Raw genomic sequence first — 16,868 nt, 5'->3', positions numbered from 1 at the left:
CTAGTTTAGCATACTTAATCGCTATATCACAATGAAACAAAAATTACAGAGTGGGGAAGATCGGTTTCTTGCAATAGCCGCCAAGCAAGCTGGGATCATTAACTGTTCTAATGGTTGGAATCAAATTTAACAAGTCGAGGGGTAATAATTCGCCGGAAAGTTCACAATGTCCGAAATTTCCTTCTTCGATTTTTTTCAGCGCCAAATCAATGTCCGCCATTTCTTCCTCTAAAATAGTTGTAAACCAATTCTCTGTTTGTTTGTTCTTTAATGACCTTTCGATTTCTGTTTTTGTTTGACGGAGTTCTTGAAACAGCTTTTCCTGCATTGCATTCATAGTGTTAATACCTCCGTTATGTTATTTGTTTTATTATTACCGATCGTTTTCCATTGACCCGGATAATAATTTGACATCAGCAACAACAATTAACGGAGGTGGAAAATAAATGAAAACTCACCGATTGGCGAATCCGATAGGACGGTTCATGAGGCGTAGTTGAATTTATACTTTTTTATTAGCAAAATGAAAGAGGCTGACAAGTCAGCCCCTTTCTATTTACGCTAAGTGTGAATAATTTTCTTTTACAACTTGGGCACAGCGCGGGCAAAGAGTTGAATGCTCCGCATCTTGACCGACATCAGGCGTCACTACCCAGCAGCGTTCACAGGTTTCACCTTCTGCCTTTGTGACCACAATAGCAGCTGTATCTAATTTCAAGGCATCTTCAGGTGCCTCATCATAAGCACCAGCCACTTCAAAACCGGATACGATAAACAATTGTTTCAAGTTCTCTGAAACAGAATCGAGCAGCGCTTTTGTATTATCATTTACGTATAAGGTTACTTTCGCTGTTAATGACTTACCAATCACCTTTGCATTCCGGGCTTCTTCAAGTGCCTTTAAGACATCGTCGCGAAGCTTCATGAATGCAGACCATTTCTCCTCTAACTCTTTAGCACCAGGAAGTTCCTGATATTCTGGAAGATCTGTCAACTGAACACTTTCCTCCTGAACCTTCGGAATATATTTCCATACCTCGTCTGCAGTGTGAGAAAGGATTGGCGAAACCAATTTGGTCAGAGCAAGCAATGATTCATATAGAACGGTTTGAATCGCCCGACGTTCTGGATGATCAACTGCTTCAATGTACAGAACATCCTTTGCAAAATCTAGGTAAAACGCGCTTAAATCAAGCGTACAGAAATTATTGACAGCATGGTAAATGCCTGCATAATCGTAATTTTCATAAGAATTGCGAACACTCTTAATCAGCTTATTTAATTTAACCAGCATAAATTGATCTACTTCACGAAGGTTTTCGTAAGCAACCTTATTAACAGCCGGGTCAAAGTCCGCTAAATTCCCCAACAAGAAGCGGAATGTATTGCGGATTTTCCGATATACTTCAGCAACCTGCTTTAAAATTGCATCCGATACGCGGACATCTGATTGATAATCAACAGAAGCCACCCATAGGCGTAAAATATCTGCTCCCAATTGATTCATAACCTTCGCCGGAACGACGACATTACCTAATGATTTACTCATTTTTCGACCTTCACCATCAAGAGCAAATCCATGGCTTAATACTCCCTTATATGGAGCCTTGCCTGTGACAGCAACTGCAGTAGATAAAGAGGAGTTAAACCAGCCGCGGTATTGGTCAGAACCTTCAAGATATAGGTCGGCAGGGCGCACCAAGTCTTCTCTTTCAAGCAGTACCGCCTGATGGGAAGAACCGGAGTCGAACCAAACGTCCATAATGTCGGTTTCCTTCGTAAACTTGCCGTTCGGGCTGCCAGGATGCGTAAACCCTTCCGGAAGCAGGTCTTTTGCTTCGCGCTCAAACCAAATGTTTGAGCCATTGTCGCGGAATAAATTAGAAACGTGTTCGATTGTTTCGTCAGTAATGATTTCTTCACCATTTTCAGCGTAGAATACCGGAATTGGCACACCCCAGACGCGCTGGCGGGAAATACACCAATCGCCGCGGTCACGGACCATATTGAAAAGCCTTGTTTCGCCCCAAGCCGGCACCCATTTGGTTTCTTTCACAGCTTCGAGCAATTGCTCGCGGAAATCTTTAATGGACGCAAACCACTGTGCAGTTGCCCGGAAAATAACCGGCTTCTTAGTTCTCCAGTCATGTGGATAGGAGTGTGTTATAAATGTAAGCTTTAACAAAGCTCCTTTTTCCTCTAAGGCTTGGGAAATCGGTTTGTTGGCCTCGTCGTAAAATAACCCTTCAAATCCCGGTGCTTCATTTGTCATATTTCCTTTATCATCAACCGGACAAAGGACATCCAAGCCGTATTTTTGACCAACATGGAAGTCATCTTCCCCGTGACCAGGAGCAGTGTGAACGCAGCCAGTACCAGCATCCGTTGTCACATGCTCGCCTAACATGACAAGAGAATCACGGTCATAAAGTGGATGACGGGCTACAACATATTCCAGATCAGCCCCTTTGACCTTTTTAAGAACGGCTGCTTCTTCCCAGCCAATTTCATTCGTTACACTTTCCAATAAGCTTTCAGCGACAACATATTTTTTATCATTTACCGCTACAACCACATAAGTTAGCTCAGGATGAACCGAAATTCCCAAGTTGGCAGGAATGGTCCATGGGGTTGTTGTCCAGATGACGATTTCCGTATCCGTATCAAGAACTCCCTTGCCATCCTTCACCGGAAAACCAACATAAATGGACGGTGATCGTTTATCATTATATTCAATTTCTGCCTCAGCCAAAGCGGATTCACTTGACGGAGACCAATATACTGGCTTCAATCCCTTATAGATATAACCTTTTTTCGCCATTTCTCCGAAAACCTTAATTTGCTGGGCTTCGTATTCAGGCTTTAAAGTGATGTATGGATTCTCCCAATCACCGCGGACACCAAGACGTTTAAACTGGATTCGTTGATTGTCGATCTGCTCAAGCGCATATTCTGTACAAAGCTGGCGGAATTCAGCTACGGACATTTCTTTCCGTTTAACCCCTTTATTGGTTAAAGCCTGTTCAATCGGCAGACCGTGCGTATCCCAGCCCGGCACATATGGGGCATGATAGCCGCTCATTGACTTATAGCGGACAATAAAATCCTTTAAGATTTTATTTAGGGCGTGGCCCATATGGATGTCACCATTTGCATATGGAGGGCCATCATGCAAAACAAACATCGGACGCCCTTTAGTGCGCTCCTGTACTTTTTGGTAAATATTCATTTCTTCCCATTTTGCCTGCATATCCGGTTCTCTTTGCGGAAGATTACCGCGCATTGGGAAATCCGTTTGCGGCATTAATAACGTGTCTTTGTATTCCATTTTATTTCCTCCAATACCTTTCTATTGAACAGAATTGACATTCTTGCAAATAAAAAAACCCTCTCATCCCAAAAAAGGGACGAGAAGGTTTTATTCCCGCGGTACCACCCTGATTGATAGAACTGTCTTATTCTATCCTCTTGCGAATTCGTAACGTGAATACACGCCTTAGTCTACTGTTCTAAATTTAGAGGTTCGACCTCGGAACTCGAGGGTGATTTTCCAATCTTTCGGCTTTATCGGGCTTCCACCATCCCCGACTCGCTAATAAGCTTTTTTGAAAAATTGTACTGTCCCTGTCTTCGTCATTTTCATTCAATTAATCTGTTAAGAAATTATATGCTACTAAATAGCTGTTCGTCAAGCTAATGAATCCTCTTCTTCGTGGATTTTCAGCTCGGTGGCATCAAGTTCGTACTCTAAAAGGTGATCCCAATCGTCAGTATTCAGCATATCAAGCTGTGCCTCAATCAGCATTTTGAAACGGGTGCGGAAAATTTTCGACTGCTTCTTTAAATCTTCTATCTCCAGAGCAATCTTTCTCGCTTTAGATAGGGATTCGTTAACGATACGGTCTGCATTCTTTTCCGCTTCCTTGACGATTAGCTTCGCTTCCTTTTGCGCATTGCGTTTTACTTCTTCCCCTGCCTCCTGGGCAATCACAATCGATTTATTAAGTGTTTCTTCAATACTTGTAAAATGCCCTAAACGTTCCTGCAGGTCAGTTAAGCGCTCTTCCAATTCTTTTTTCTCTCTTAAGACAAGTTCGTAATCCTTGATTACCTGGTCAAGAAATTCGTTTACTTCATCCTCGTCATACCCTCTAAATCCTTTATTAAATTCTTTATTATGAATATCTAACGGCGTTAACGGCATGATGCCACCTCCAACAATCTGTGCAATATATGTAAATGTGAATATTCGACAAGTTTTTCGAAAATCCTGCAAGAAAATAAATTATTTTTGTCTTCCGACAGAAATTCGCCATTTTTCTTTCTTTGTTTTTCCGTCAATACTGGACAATCTTACCCTTCCATGGCCCCGGACCGACAGCATATCGCCAATTTCACAAACAAAGGCCGGGCTTTCAATCTGAGTCCAATTCACCTTAACTAGGCCTGCGGCAATATAGTTTTGCGATTTTTGCCGGGAAAGATTATAAACACCAGAAATAACAGTATCCAGCCTTAATGAAGATACTGTTAATTCATGTTCCTCCCATAATTCTTTAGGAGAAATTATGTTTTCGGGCGGCTTCTCGATTAAATGAACCGTTGCTTTACCGATTGATTCAAGATTACTGCTGATATAGCCGCCGATTTCCTTGGCTGCCAAGAACTGGATTTGCCCATCATCGACAAGAATATCCCCAAATTTCCCACGTTTTAGTCCCAACGACATCAATGTGCCTAAGACGTTGGGATGTTCAATTTTGACAAACTTCTTTGGATAGTCAATTTCAAACAAGCTGATTTGAAAATCCTCTTGAGCTGGGACTAGATATTCTGGGAAAAGAAGAGCCCTTTTTCGTTCTGCCCCTGTCCATCCTCCAAAGAGTTGATATTTTACATCACCATTTTCACCGATGATCGTTTTTAAGATATGCTGTTCTCTTGGGTCAAGAAAGTCCGTTAATTTCGGGGCATACTGAAGTTCGACAGTGTTTTTCCACTGCATGACCTGGTCAATATAATCCCGTTCTTCTGGACGAAAATGCTGATATATATTCATGCTCTAAAAACCAACCTATTTTTAATTATTATGAGAGCCAGACAGCTACATAGCTTAAGCCCCGTGTTGCAAAGTTGAGCACAAGAAATGCGACAATCGGAGAAATGTCAATCATGCCGATTGCGGGAATAATCCTTCTGAATGGTTCCAAATATGGCTCACAAATTCTTGCTAAGAATTGACCGATCGCAGATTCTTTAGCACCCGGAAACCAGGACATCAATATGTAAATAATTAATGCCCACGAGTAAGCCCAAATGAGTTTTTGTATTAAACCGATAACAAAAAACATCTCTTTACCACCTCGTATTCATATTTTCGTGGTCAGGGAGCAGTTCCGAAATATTCCCCGATACTTCCATATTATCCGGGGTGCACAAGAAAATATTGGCGCCAATTTTCTGGATTTCCCCACCGAGAGCATATACTACTCCTCCTAAGAAATGAACGATCTGCCGGCCTTCCTCTTGATCAATCCGCTGCAAATTCACCACCACCGGACGGCGGTTTTTTAGATGGTCTGCAATCTCGGTTGCCTCAGATTCGGAATGCGGTTCCGCCAAAATAAGCTTTGAGGGCTTTACTTGGACAGATGGCTTTTGCACACTTTGCAGGCTGACTACATTATGACTTTTTAACGGCTGTTTTTTCTGCTTTATTGGTTCCTTCGGCTCACTATAATCTTCATTTTGCTCATCGTTGTCGTCGTCTAAAAAGAAAAATGTTTTTAGTTTAGATTTAATTGTCATATCAACTCTCCTAACCAGCTTCACCAACAAGCGCTGTACCTATTCTTACCATCGTCGCCCCTTCTTCGATGGCGATGACAAAATCATTAGACATCCCCATTGACAGCTCTGAACAAGGAGCATAGTCTAAGTGACAGGATTGAACTTGAGTACGAAGTTCTCTAAGTTTTTGAAAACAATCACGCAAGACTTCTTCATCGTCCGTGAGTGGGGCCATTGTCATTAAACCAGCAACAATAATATTTTCTAGGGAGCCGAGTGATTTAATAAAGTCGATCACTTCTTCAACCGCTAAACCGTGCTTTGAGTCCTCTTCTGCTACATTAACCTGTACCAAACACTTTACTTTTGAATTGGCACGTTTATTTATTTCTTGTGCCAAAGAAAGACGGTCAAGGGAATGAATGTACTCCACTTTATCGATAATATTTTTTACCTTTCGTGTTTGCAGGGTTCCAATAAAATGCCAAATTGGCTTGTCCTTAAGAACTTCCCATTTTTCAAGCATTCCTTCGTCCCGGTTTTCGCCAAGATGCTGAATGCCTGCATCAAGTGCTTCCTGCGCTCTTTGGGTACTGACGTATTTTGTAACGGCAATTATAGTTACTTCATCTGGTTTCCTGCCTGTCTTTTCGCACGCTTCATTTATTTGCTGTCTAATAAGTTCATACTTTGCTGCTACTCTCATAAGCGGTTCTAATTCTCCTTCCAGCCAATAAAGCTTAACATTCTTCCGGCTTTGCCGTGGCTCTTCCGGTGGGAAAAAAACAAATGGTTGTTACAGCTTGAGCAATAATCGGTTACGATTATATTCTCCATTGGTACTCCTGCCTTGACAAGAATCTGCTTGTTCAATTCCCTTAGGTTTAATGAATATTGACCTTCACTAATTAAATTATAGGGTTTTCTATCGACATCTTCTAGTATATTTTCAACCAAGTTAACGACACGTTCATCCACAATATAACATTTTTCGCAGATTGATGGACCGATTGCGACAAAAACCTTCTCAGCCTTGATGCCTTCCTCTTCCCATTTTTTTATCATCTCACGGGCAATTTGTCCTACCGTCCCCTTCCATCCAGCATGCGCCGCCCCAATCATCCGATATTCGGGAGCAATAAAAAAAAGAGGGACACAGTCGGCAAAACAGAGCGTTAACAATACTCCCTCTTCACTAGTATAGAAGCCGTCCGTGCTCTTAAAAGACTGTTCGTAGGAAATAGACCCTCGCCCGCGATCTGCTTTTGTTATTTTTTGAAGGAAAATATCATGTGTTTGCTCAGCGCTAACCCATGAATCTAATGGAAAATCAAGCAGTTCGGAAACTTTCATTCTATTTGAGCAAACATCATTGAAAATATCACCAACATGAAAGCCGAGATTTAGGGCTTCAAAGCTGCCTTTACTTTGTCCCCCCAGCTTGGTTGTTATTCCGGCAACAAGGCCGGGGTTGTTATTCATCCAACCGTCGATGGTTAATAAAGATTCATTTTTTATAATAAATGGTTCCATTCCATTACCTCTGAACTTTTTTCTATAGTTTACCATGAAACCGGGCATTGGTCACCGAAGCAGTTTTATTTCATGCAAAGGCTACTCTTCTTCCGTTATTTTTTCATCGCTGATTTTATAGCGGACCAAGATGACATCCTGACCAATTTTGATAATGTTTTTCCACGGGATCACTATATCTTCGTCCTTCCCAAAAAAGCCAAGCACGCGCCCGTTTCCGGAAATGACAACCGCTTCTATTTTTCCCGTCGTTAAATTAATTTCTATATCTCCAACATTCCCTAGTCTTTTGCCATCTGAAACATTCACAACATCTTTTATCTGAAAATCGGAAATTTTAACCATTAAACAACCACTCCCAATCTTACGATACTATAAAAAATATATGTTTGTATTTCCTAAATTAGAAAGGGAAAAAATGAGCTAGCCTTTTATTTCACTTATTTTCTTTATTAACTCACCGTGTAATTTTCCTATTTTAAAAAATTTAAAGCTTTCAATAGGTCTGTTGATTGGCGCTCCAGGCACTTCGCTTTCCGCGGGCGTGCCGGGGAGCCTCCTCGGAGCTATCGCTCCTGCGGGGTCTCCCCTGCCCCGTACTCCCGCAGGAGTCTTCGTGCCTTCCGCGCCAATCAACAGGTGTATTCAATAAAGACATTCAACTCACAATACATAAATACAATGAGGAATTCTTCTTTTAAAAGTTCGGAATATGGGAGGCCAATTTCCCTCATATAAAGCGATGAAGGACAAAATCACAGGAATCCTAAAAGAAAATGTCCCTCATAAAGCCAATGAAGGACAAAATCGAAGGTATCCGAGAAGAAAATGCCCTCATAAAGCTTTTGTGAACAAAAATGGGGAATTGTAGGATGCAAGTGATTAGAAAAATTGTGTGGCAAACCTTTATATAGTTTTGCCTCCCTGTTGATTGGAGCGGAGGGCACTCGACTCCTGCGGGATAGAGAGGTCACTGGAGACCCCGCAGGAGCTTTCAGCGCCGAGGAGGCTCCAGGACCTCCCCGCGGAAAGCGAGTGCCCGGAGCGGAAATCAACAGGCCTATTAGCAGAAACAATCCATTAATTTAAACAAAAAAATTGCCGAGAAAATACTCTTTCCCGGCAATATAATAAGCTGCCCTTAAAAGGCAGCTTAGCTTTGGATATTCTTATTCATTTGTCTGATTGCTGCTTTTTCTAAGCGGGATACTTGCGCTTGGGAGATGCCAATTTCGTCCGCAACTTCCATTTGTGTTTTCCCCTGAAAGAAACGCTTTCTCAAAATCAATTTTTCTCGTTCGTTTAATCTTCTCATTCCCTCTTTAAGGGCGATTTCTTCAATCCAATGGATATCTTTATTTTTCTCATCGCTTAGCTGGTCCATTACATAAATTGGATCCCCGCCATCATTATAAATCGGTTCAAAAAGTGATACCGGGTCTTGTATTGCATCTAGCGCAAAGACAATTTCCTCATGGGGTACTTCCAGGACCTTCGCGATTTCTTCAGCAGTCGGTTCCCGAGAGGTTTCACTCATCAGCCTCTCCCTTACCTGGAGGGCTTTGTAAGCAATATCCCTAAGAGAGCGAGATACTCGGATCGGATTATTGTCACGCAAATAGCGCCGGATTTCGCCAATAATCATCGGCACGGCATAGGTGGAAAACTTCACATTTTGACCTAAATCAAAATTATCGATAGACTTCATCAGTCCGATACAGCCAACCTGAAACAGGTCATCAACAAACTCGCCCCGGTTATTAAACCTTTGGATAACACTTAATACGAGGCGTAAATTGCCGTTTACTAGCTTTTCTCTGGCGGTTATATCGCCCTCTTGCATTTGCTTGAAGAGTATTCTCATTTCTTCGTTTTTCAGTACAGGAAGTTTTGATGTATCTACACCGCAAATTTCTACTTTATTTCGAGTCAATTCTTTTCCCTCCTCGAGAGAGCTGCTGTACAAAAAACAGTATCTCCTTGAGGAGGAAAAATATGCACTTGATGAATGGAAGGAAAAGTCAGCTATTGTCGAAAAATGCATTAGAGGCAATATTTTTCAAAGCTTTTTTATGGAAAAAAATTTTTCTGTTCTCTGTCTTTTAGACCATTTTATTAAATTCCTTGCGGAGCCTTTTAATAATTCTTTTTTCAAGTCTTGATATATAGGATTGGGAGATGCCAAGCATATCGGCAACATCCTTCTGTGTCTTTTCTTCCCCATTTGTCAGGCCGAACCTTAACTCCATGATTTGCTTTTCCCGGTCGCTCAGCTGATGCAATGCTTTGGTTAACAGTTTTCGGTCCACATTTGCTTCAAGATCCTTTGTAATGATGTCGTCATCCGTTCCCAAAACATCTGACAAAAGCAGCTCATTGCCGTCCCAATCAATATTAAGCGGCTCATCGAAGGAAACCTCTGACCTGATTTTATTATTGCGTCTAAGGTACATGAGAATTTCATTTTCGATACATCTTGAAGCGTATGTAGCCAGTTTAATTTTCTTTTCCGGGTTAAATGTATTAACGGCCTTAATTAAGCCAATTGTCCCAATGCTGATTAAGTCTTCAATGTTGATGCCGGTATTTTCAAACTTCCTGGCGATATAGACTACGAGTCTGAGATTTCGCTCGATTAATATCGATCTTGCCGCCTTATCGCCGCCAGGCAGTTTCTTTAATAACATTTCTTCTTCGTCTTTTGTTAAAGGAGGCGGCAGGGCTTCGCTTCCGCCAATATAATATATTTCATCTGTTTTTAGACCTAATTTCATTAATAGTTTATACCAATAATAGGATAAGCGAAGTCTCCATTTTTTCATGTGTATTCCTCCTTCTAAAATTTTGTTTTTCTGAGTATAGTAATATTAACTTACCTTCACTGTTTCCCCATTCTGCCTTGGCCCGGTTAGCATTTTTGGATGAACAATACACTGAAATACATCATCAGATGAAAGCTGCTGAAGTGTAAATGTTACCAGCCCCTTATCACACAAGTATTCGAAACCATTATGTTCAATCAATATCCTATCGGGTTTAACCGCAATGATGAGCTGAGAGGTTTGGCCTACTACCTGGTAAGGGATAATTCTCATTCTGCTCTGCCACTCTTCGGGGAACTCAGAATTGCCTAATACAAGTGCTTCAGGGTCCGCCGCCATTTTCTTAATTAGGTCCGACATGTTATCAAATTGATTCTTAATAGAAACAAACATGACAGGTAGCTTTGACAGAGGGTCATATAGCTGATTGCCGCTATCGACTAAGCCCTTCAAATATAAAGTTTGTTCCTCAATCACTACGGTTACAGTTACAATTTGATCGTATTGAATTTTTGTCATTTCCATGCTTTCAATATTTTTTCTTGATACGTGCCACGCAACAGGAAACCCGATAAGGACAAACAGCCAGCTAATCGGATCGCCAAATCCCAACACACTAGACTTTAGAACACCGACGGTAAGTTTTGGGTCATATTGGATAAAAAAATGAGCACCCATTAATGCGCCGCCAATTAAAAAAGTTGACACATATAACGTCATCAATGCCTTTATAAAAAAGGACAAACGCTTATACCCAAAGGCTATTAAGACCATCACAATCGAAAATAACAGTTTTGAAAGCGGGTGGCCGGAGATGGCATTTACTGGCGTAAAAGATAATAGAATGATCAGTGAACCAATGAATCCCCCGGCAAAGATTCTCCACAGCCGAATCCTTCTTTTGAGAATAATAGCCGTTAAAAAAAGGAGAAGACTATCAAATAGCAGGTTTAGAGCCCAAATCACATCCAAATAGACAATCAAAAAACGCTTCCTCCTTCTACAAGGCCCTTTCTATTATTCTGATTATGGAAAAGTATACCTTAGATGTATGTCTGAAGTGTGTCACTTTCTGTAATCAAAAAAACAGAAATTTTCCCTATTCTATTCGGATTTTGTCAAATAGATAATAGAATAAAAACTATCCTTCAACATGTTGGTTGATGGCAGCTCCAGGCACTTCGCTTTCCGCGGGCGGTTCGGGGAGCCTCCTCGGCGCTGAAGCGCCTGTGGGGTCTCCCCTGTCCCGTACTCCCGCAGGAGTCTTCGTGCCTTCCGCTGCCATCAACCAAGTGATCGTAATAGGGCTTCAACATTTCAAATAAAAAAAAGGTACAGCCCTTTATATTCAGGCCATACCTTCTTCATTTATCTTTATTAATTATTATCGTCTTCTGTTGCGGTTGCGCAGGAAGGTTGGGATGTCGAGTGTGTCTTCCTGGTAATTGTTATTATTGCGAGCTGGCTCTTGTTGTGGAGCCTGCTGTTGTGGTGCTTCTTCGCGTTTTGGCTCTCTCTTGACGCCGCCGACTGGAGGTTTAACTTGTCCAAAGGTTGGACGTGTTACCTTTGGCTGGATTACCTCTTCCTTAAAGCCTGTAGCAATTACTGTTACGATGATCTCATCTTTAAGGTTCTCGTTGATGACAGAACCGAAGATCATATTAACTTCTTGGTCGGAAGCAGAAGCAACGATGTCTGCAGCTTCTTGAACCTCATAAAGGCTTAAGTTCGTTCCGCCGGTTATGTTCATTAGGACCCCTTGAGCACCGTCAATGGAAGTTTCTAATAAAGGAGAACTGATGGCTTTCTTCGCCGCCTCTGCAGCACGGTTTTCACCTGCAGATACACCGATACCCATTAAAGCAGAACCTTTATTCGACATAATCGTTTTAACATCGGCAAAGTCCAGGTTAATAAGACCAGGCACGGCAATCAAATCGGAAATACCTTGAACACCTTGGCGAAGAACATTATCCGCTTCACGGAATGCTTCAAGCATTGGAGTGCTCTTGTCTACAATTTCAAGCAGGCGGTCATTTGGAATCACAATTAGTGTATCCACTGCCTCTTTCATTGAGCCGATTCCGCCGGAGGCTTGTGTAGCCCGCTTTTTGCCTTCAAACGTAAACGGACGGGTAACTACTCCTACTGTCAAAGCGCCTAAATCACGGGCAATTTGAGCAATTACAGGTGCAGCACCAGTACCAGTACCGCCGCCCATACCGGCTGTAACGAACACCATATCCGCACCGCGCAATGCTTCCTCAAGTTGCTCTTTGCTTTCTTCAGCGGCCTTTTTGCCCACGTCAGGGTTTGCCCCTGCCCCAAGACCACGGGTTAGCTTAGCGCCGATCTGCATTCTTACTTCTGCTTTTGAAAGATTTAACGCTTGTGCGTCTGTATTCACTGCAATAAATTCCACACCTTGCACACCATGCTCAATCATTCGGTTTACTGCATTATTACCGCCGCCGCCAACCCCGATTACCTTTATTGTGGCAAGAGAATCTAAATTTGTATCAAACTCTAACATGAAAAATCCTCCTAATTCTTCGATATCCTTTTCAATTTAGCTTATTCGAAAAAGTATCCAAGGAATTTTTTTACTCTTGAAGTCATTTTTTCTTCCGGATGCTTTTCTACTTTTGTTTTTGGCTGCTGCTGCTTCGGGGCCCTCTTTTCGACTGGCTCTGAAACTGCGGATTGCGGGCTCGCCACGCTCCCTGGTAATCTAGCATTCTTGTAAGCATACTTTATCAAGCCAACCGCTGTTGTATATTGAGGCTCTCTTACACCTATATAATCGGGACGGGCAATGCGGACGGGATTTTTAAACATATCCTGAGCAAGTTCCAGTAACCCCTGCATATTGGCTGTTCCGCCCGTTAACACGAAACCGCCTGGCAGGTCGGACACGCCCATGCGTTTTAATTCCTTTGCTATAAGCTCAAAAATCTCTTCCATTCTGGCTTCAATAATCTCTGATACATAAAGCTGATTAAATTGTTGATGCTGGTCGCTTCCGATAATCGGTACACTGAAAAATTCATCTTCAGATGCATGATCATAGAATGCATGTCCATATTTTAATTTTATATTTTCTGCATCCTCCGTGGATGTGTGCAGCACTTTAGATAGATCATTCGTGAGCAAATCCCCACCTACAGGAATGACACTTGTAGCTTTTAAATAGCCTTCCTCATAAACCGCAATTGTAGTCGAGCCGCCGCCCATATCAATCATGGCGACGCCAAGATTTTTTTCATCCTTTGATAAAGCGTAATCTCCCGCTGCCAAAGGCTGAAGAATAATATCTGAAAATTGAAGTCCGGCGCGCTCAACGCAGCGAATGATATTTGCCAGAACTGAATTTGATCCGGTCACAAGTGTTCCATCCATCTCAAGGCGGACACCTATCATCCCGCGAGGGTCATTGATTTCATCTTTTCCATCCAAAATAAATTGCCTTTGGATAACCCCCATATTCACTCTCTCAGGTGGTATGGAACCAGCATAGGATGCTTCAATAACACGTGCAACGTCATCGTTCGTAATTTCCCGGTTTTGACCAGAGACTGCTACAATTCCGTGGCAAGGCTGCATCATGATATTGTGTCCCGGTATACCGACAACAACCTCATGAATTTCCATTCCAATCATTCTTTCCGCTTGTTCAATCGCCCTTTTAATAGAATGAACGGTGTCGTCCATGTCGACGATTGAGCCTTTGCGCAAGCCTTCAGAATTTACGTTGCCAACTCCAATTATATTTAACGAGCCTTTTCCTGAGTCATTGACCATTTCACCAATGATTACTTTTACACTGGATGTACCGATGTCAAGACTTACGTATATTTCATTGCTGTTCATTCTCTGGCACCTCCTTTAATTTCCCTTTTATTGAACAACAATTTATTTGTTCAAATGAATTATTCATAGTCATATCTTATAAAAATATTCGTCAAAACTAAATGATTCCCTTTAAAAATTTTCAACTTTTTTCTAATTTTTCTTTCTTTGTTGACCATTTCGTTAACAAAATTCGACGAATTACAGCAATATTTTGAAAAAGCCTTACGCCAAACGCAAAAACCGCTGCTAAATACAAGTCTACACCAAGATGAACACCGAGAAAAGCTAAACTTGCAGCAAGTATTATATTAAAAAAGAATCCAGAAACAAAGACCTTTTCATCATAAATATTTTGCAAATAGGCACGGATTCCTCCGAATAATGTGTCGAGTGCAGCTAAGACAGCAATCGACAAATAATTGGAATATTCTTCAGGAATCCGAATTTCTGTCAGCAAGCCTAGAATAATTCCAATTATTAATCCCATGACCGGAAGCCACATTAGGAACCGCTCCCCTCTTTAACCGGCTCCATATACCGGATGCGAATTGGATTCTGATAAGCTGGGACTGTTATTTCCGGATTTGGTGCATTGACATCGAGCCTTAAGTTCTCCGTAAAAAATTCGTCTCTCGCTTTGGAAACTTTCATTCGGTTATATAATTTTTCAGCCGTACTAAGATCATTGACGACTACTTTTACCTCGATTGGCAGTTCCTTTATGGTATGGCCATCAATTTTGGTTTCGGTATTGATATCCCGGATAACAGTCGTATTAATAACCCTTTGGCCATCAATCGAAACATATTTGGCTTCATACATGTTTAACTCATTTAACAGTCTTTTCAAGAGTTCCGGTGAAACAACATTCTTTGTCGTTTCCCCAAGTTGAATATTTTCCATGACAGGTTCAATCATTAAAGTAATTCCCGGGCCAGTTACTTCTGTTAAGCCCGCGTCTGTCTTTAATTCATTTAGGGTGTCACGCAGAGCCTTTTCTTTGCTTTGCTCTCTTTTAGATTTATAGGCTGATAGTTTTTCCTCATTTGATCGAATTTCATTCAATAAATTAGATTGCAGCTCCTTTTCCTTTAACAAGGCTTCTCTAAGCTGCCAAATATCCCTTGTATCCCTGTCCTCAGGCTTTTTTACCGTTTGAAATTGGACTGCAATCATAAAACCAATTATCGCCGCAATCAGCGTAAAGTTTATTTTCATTTTCCGTTTGTCCACTTTTTCCACCCAGCCTTCTCATATATACTCGTGGACACATTATTAACCGCCAAGAATAGGGTTTAAAGCAATTTCACTTTCTTTTTCTAATGTGAAAATAATATTATCGTTAACCAGCTGATCCTTCACCCCGCCGACTAAGTTAATAGATGAAGCAAGGACCTCAGGGTCTCCGATAGCTGTGATGACAAAAGGGGCTGGATGCTGCACTCCATCAACCGTTATGACAGGGCCCTCACAGTTAATATAAGAATGGCTCGTTAACCTTTGGCCATTTATCGCAACCGCAGCCGCTCCCGATATGTAAAGCTCATTGATCACCTTGAAAACATGATGTTCATGAACCAAATAACTGTTTATATTCTGTTCTTTCGGATTGTAAGCCCCATCAGTCAGAGTAATTTTTACTCCCTTTCCCGTAACCTTTACCTTACCTAAAAACATTCTGTATTTTTCTGCATCCTCGGCAAGGTTGGTAAACACCTGTGCTTCCTTTGCTAGGTTTTTTTCGTTTTCTGTCACACTGGCCTGTTTTTGTCGCAGTTCCTTTTGCAGTTTTCGATTCTCCTCTTCCTGCGAAATTAACTGGTTTCGTAAGGCTAAGGTTGTTGTATATTGGTTATCAGAAAGGCTTGTCCTTTCCGATTCATGTTCCAATTGGGTTAAATGATAGGAGAATGCCATGATGAACCCCAAAACTAAACAGACAAGGGATAAGACGAGATGATTACCCTTCACCTTCATGATTTTCAACTTTATTTTCCTCCACTTCCGTATCAAAAGCCTTAAAATATGAACCTACCTCTAAATCAATAATGCCCTTTTTATTTGGGTCTAACTGGCTGATTATGGAAGGGTAGTGGACCATCTTTTCAGCAAAGCTTCTAAGTGTGGCACTTACCTCAAAACCATCATTCATAAAAAGAGTAATATGATAATTGTCGGTTTTTTTCGGAGTGTAATGAATTTCAGAAATGGAGTTCACAATTCCAACCGGAAGATTTTTTAACCCTTCAACCATTTCATCGAGGACTGGTCCTTCTTCGAATTTAACTAGAATCGGAGAATTGCTGGGAATCATATCAGTTTTTTTATTGGTTAGGATTTTTCCGTTCTCCATCACCGGAAGGTAGGCATTGTCTTGGTATAGGTAAGCCATCCTTTTATGTTCTTTTACTTGGATTATGATTGAATTCGGCCATACAACCTTAACTTCTGCACTATTAATCTCAGATAGCCGTTTCAGGTTGGCGGCTACTGTATCCTTTCTGACTTCCCAAATGTTCGTGCTGTTCGTTAGGCCGCTTGTTTTGATGATTTCGGCTTGGGAATATACCTCATTTCCTTTTATGGTAATCTTTTTTATATGGGCTAACGGTGATTGTGTATAAGCAACAGCTGCTATCATCGTAAAAAACAAAAACAATAAAAGCACAAGCCTTTTGTTTGCTTTTTTCCGCCTTTGTTCTTTTAATTTAGGAATTCGATCCTCTAGAGCAACTATTTTTCCATTTTCCATTTATAATTCCTCCACCATAAAAAGTGGTTTCCCTTTATTATTGTCCTGCTTGTCCAAAACATTGGAAGACGCTTCTAAGAAAGTGAAACAACGGCACGAAAAGTCATGCCGTCATT

18 protein-coding genes and 1 other annotated feature are annotated in these 16,868 nt (G+C 41.3%); all 18 genes read right to left on the bottom strand.

Annotation, left to right across the window (positions count from 1 at the left end; genetic code table 11):
• Positions 1-43 precede the first annotated feature (43 nt).
• The gene (locus ACFPA1_RS02030) at positions 44-337 is read right to left on the bottom strand and encodes a hypothetical protein (protein WP_213140825.1); all 294 of its coding nucleotides are present in this window, start codon (positions 335-337) and stop codon (positions 44-46) included.
• A 219-nt stretch (positions 338-556) separates the two neighbouring features.
• Entirely contained in the window at positions 557-3,328 is a 2,772-nt protein-coding gene (gene ileS, locus ACFPA1_RS02025; RefSeq protein WP_213140826.1) for an isoleucine--tRNA ligase, read from the bottom strand.
• Between the two features lie 72 nt (positions 3,329-3,400).
• Positions 3,401-3,640, bottom strand: a binding site (T-box leader).
• A gap of 48 nt (positions 3,641-3,688) precedes the next feature.
• Positions 3,689-4,204 (bottom strand): DivIVA domain-containing protein, encoded by a 516-nt coding sequence (locus ACFPA1_RS02020; protein ID WP_213116399.1) that lies wholly within the window; start codon positions 4,202-4,204, stop codon positions 3,689-3,691.
• Between the two features lie 81 nt (positions 4,205-4,285).
• Positions 4,286-5,059: an RNA-binding protein gene (locus ACFPA1_RS02015; protein ID WP_213140827.1), complete on the bottom strand. Its 774-nt coding sequence runs from the start codon at positions 5,057-5,059 to the stop codon at positions 4,286-4,288.
• Between the two features lie 28 nt (positions 5,060-5,087).
• Positions 5,088-5,351, bottom strand: a complete 264-nt coding sequence (locus ACFPA1_RS02010; protein ID WP_213116401.1) for a YggT family protein — start codon at positions 5,349-5,351, stop codon at positions 5,088-5,090.
• Positions 5,352-5,355: 4 nt separating this feature from the next.
• Positions 5,356-5,808: a cell division protein SepF gene (locus ACFPA1_RS02005; RefSeq protein WP_378581038.1), complete on the bottom strand. Its 453-nt coding sequence runs from the start codon at positions 5,806-5,808 to the stop codon at positions 5,356-5,358.
• A gap of 10 nt (positions 5,809-5,818) precedes the next feature.
• Positions 5,819-6,496 (bottom strand): YggS family pyridoxal phosphate-dependent enzyme, encoded by a 678-nt coding sequence (locus ACFPA1_RS02000; RefSeq protein ID WP_213140829.1) that lies wholly within the window; start codon positions 6,494-6,496, stop codon positions 5,819-5,821.
• Positions 6,497-6,504: 8 nt separating this feature from the next.
• Positions 6,505-7,323 carry a peptidoglycan editing factor PgeF gene (pgeF, locus tag ACFPA1_RS01995; RefSeq protein ID WP_378581035.1) on the bottom strand — a complete coding sequence of 273 codons (819 nt, stop codon included), beginning with the start codon at positions 7,321-7,323 and terminating at the stop codon, positions 6,505-6,507.
• A gap of 81 nt (positions 7,324-7,404) precedes the next feature.
• Positions 7,405-7,668, bottom strand: coding sequence for a YlmC/YmxH family sporulation protein (locus ACFPA1_RS01990; protein ID WP_213116407.1), 264 nt, complete (start codon positions 7,666-7,668; stop codon positions 7,405-7,407).
• An 808-nt stretch (positions 7,669-8,476) separates the two neighbouring features.
• Positions 8,477-9,256 carry an RNA polymerase sporulation sigma factor SigG gene (gene sigG / locus ACFPA1_RS01985; protein WP_149869517.1) on the bottom strand — a complete coding sequence of 260 codons (780 nt, stop codon included), beginning with the start codon at positions 9,254-9,256 and terminating at the stop codon, positions 8,477-8,479.
• Between the two features lie 169 nt (positions 9,257-9,425).
• Positions 9,426-10,145 (bottom strand): RNA polymerase sporulation sigma factor SigE, encoded by a 720-nt coding sequence (sigE, locus tag ACFPA1_RS01980; protein ID WP_213116408.1) that lies wholly within the window; start codon positions 10,143-10,145, stop codon positions 9,426-9,428.
• 45 nt (positions 10,146-10,190) lie between these two features.
• Positions 10,191-11,129, bottom strand: a complete 939-nt coding sequence (gene spoIIGA / locus ACFPA1_RS01975; protein ID WP_378581034.1) for a sigma-E processing peptidase SpoIIGA — start codon at positions 11,127-11,129, stop codon at positions 10,191-10,193.
• A gap of 400 nt (positions 11,130-11,529) precedes the next feature.
• Complete coding sequence (ftsZ, locus tag ACFPA1_RS01970; RefSeq protein WP_213140832.1) at positions 11,530-12,681, bottom strand: cell division protein FtsZ; 1,152 nt, start codon at positions 12,679-12,681, stop codon at positions 11,530-11,532.
• Between the two features lie 41 nt (positions 12,682-12,722).
• A complete protein-coding gene (gene ftsA, locus ACFPA1_RS01965) occupies positions 12,723-14,018 on the bottom strand; it encodes a cell division protein FtsA (protein ID WP_213140833.1) in 1,296 nt (431 codons plus the stop codon).
• 121 nt (positions 14,019-14,139) lie between these two features.
• Positions 14,140-14,502 carry a small basic family protein gene (locus ACFPA1_RS01960; protein ID WP_213116413.1) on the bottom strand — a complete coding sequence of 121 codons (363 nt, stop codon included), beginning with the start codon at positions 14,500-14,502 and terminating at the stop codon, positions 14,140-14,142.
• The gene (locus ACFPA1_RS01955) at positions 14,502-15,233 is read right to left on the bottom strand and encodes a DUF881 domain-containing protein (RefSeq protein WP_213141306.1); all 732 of its coding nucleotides are present in this window, start codon (positions 15,231-15,233) and stop codon (positions 14,502-14,504) included. Before ACFPA1_RS01955 ends, ACFPA1_RS01960 begins: the two co-directional genes overlap by 1 nt.
• Positions 15,234-15,275: 42 nt before the next feature.
• Positions 15,276-15,977 (bottom strand): DUF881 domain-containing protein, encoded by a 702-nt coding sequence (locus tag ACFPA1_RS01950; RefSeq protein WP_378581849.1) that lies wholly within the window; start codon positions 15,975-15,977, stop codon positions 15,276-15,278.
• Positions 15,961-16,752 carry a cell division protein FtsQ/DivIB gene (locus tag ACFPA1_RS01945; RefSeq protein ID WP_378581030.1) on the bottom strand — a complete coding sequence of 264 codons (792 nt, stop codon included), beginning with the start codon at positions 16,750-16,752 and terminating at the stop codon, positions 15,961-15,963. Before ACFPA1_RS01945 ends, ACFPA1_RS01950 begins: the two co-directional genes overlap by 17 nt.
• Between the last annotated feature and the right edge of the window lie 116 nt (positions 16,753-16,868).

Origin of the sequence: Neobacillus sp. GCM10023253 (assembly GCF_042653105.1) — a bacterium.
GTDB lineage: Bacteria > Bacillota > Bacilli > Bacillales > Cytobacillaceae > Neobacillus > Neobacillus citreus.
Note: the sequence above shows the minus strand (reverse complement) of the source record. Positions and strands in the feature narration are given on the sequence as shown.

Bases quoted from the DNA above. Each gene is read 5' to 3' on its own strand.
- ACFPA1_RS02000 (WP_213140829.1), bottom strand. From the start codon at position 6,496: ATGAGAGTAGCAGCAAAGTATGAACTTATTAGACAGCAAATAAATGAA.
- ftsA (WP_213140833.1), bottom strand. From the start codon at position 14,018: ATGAACAGCAATGAAATATACGTAAGTCTTGACATCGGTACATCCAGT.
- ftsZ (WP_213140832.1), bottom strand. From the start codon at position 12,681: ATGTTAGAGTTTGATACAAATTTAGATTCTCTTGCCACAATAAAGGTA.
- pgeF (WP_378581035.1), bottom strand. From the start codon at position 7,323: ATGGAACCATTTATTATAAAAAATGAATCTTTATTAACCATCGACGGT.
- ACFPA1_RS02005 (WP_378581038.1), bottom strand. From the start codon at position 5,808: ATGACAATTAAATCTAAACTAAAAACATTTTTCTTTTTAGACGACGAC.
- ACFPA1_RS01990 (WP_213116407.1), bottom strand. From the start codon at position 7,668: ATGGTTAAAATTTCCGATTTTCAGATAAAAGATGTTGTGAATGTTTCA.
- ACFPA1_RS02020 (WP_213116399.1), bottom strand. From the start codon at position 4,204: ATGCCGTTAACGCCGTTAGATATTCATAATAAAGAATTTAATAAAGGA.
- ACFPA1_RS02015 (WP_213140827.1), bottom strand. From the start codon at position 5,059: ATGAATATATATCAGCATTTTCGTCCAGAAGAACGGGATTATATTGAC.
- ACFPA1_RS02030 (WP_213140825.1), bottom strand. From the start codon at position 337: ATGAATGCAATGCAGGAAAAGCTGTTTCAAGAACTCCGTCAAACAAAA.
- ACFPA1_RS01950 (WP_378581849.1), bottom strand. From the start codon at position 15,977: ATGAAGGTGAAGGGTAATCATCTCGTCTTATCCCTTGTCTGTTTAGTT.
- ileS (WP_213140826.1), bottom strand. From the start codon at position 3,328: ATGGAATACAAAGACACGTTATTAATGCCGCAAACGGATTTCCCAATG.
- ACFPA1_RS02010 (WP_213116401.1), bottom strand. From the start codon at position 5,351: ATGTTTTTTGTTATCGGTTTAATACAAAAACTCATTTGGGCTTACTCG.
- ACFPA1_RS01960 (WP_213116413.1), bottom strand. From the start codon at position 14,502: ATGTGGCTTCCGGTCATGGGATTAATAATTGGAATTATTCTAGGCTTG.
- sigE (WP_213116408.1), bottom strand. From the start codon at position 10,145: ATGAAAAAATGGAGACTTCGCTTATCCTATTATTGGTATAAACTATTA.
- ACFPA1_RS01945 (WP_378581030.1), bottom strand. From the start codon at position 16,752: ATGGAAAATGGAAAAATAGTTGCTCTAGAGGATCGAATTCCTAAATTA.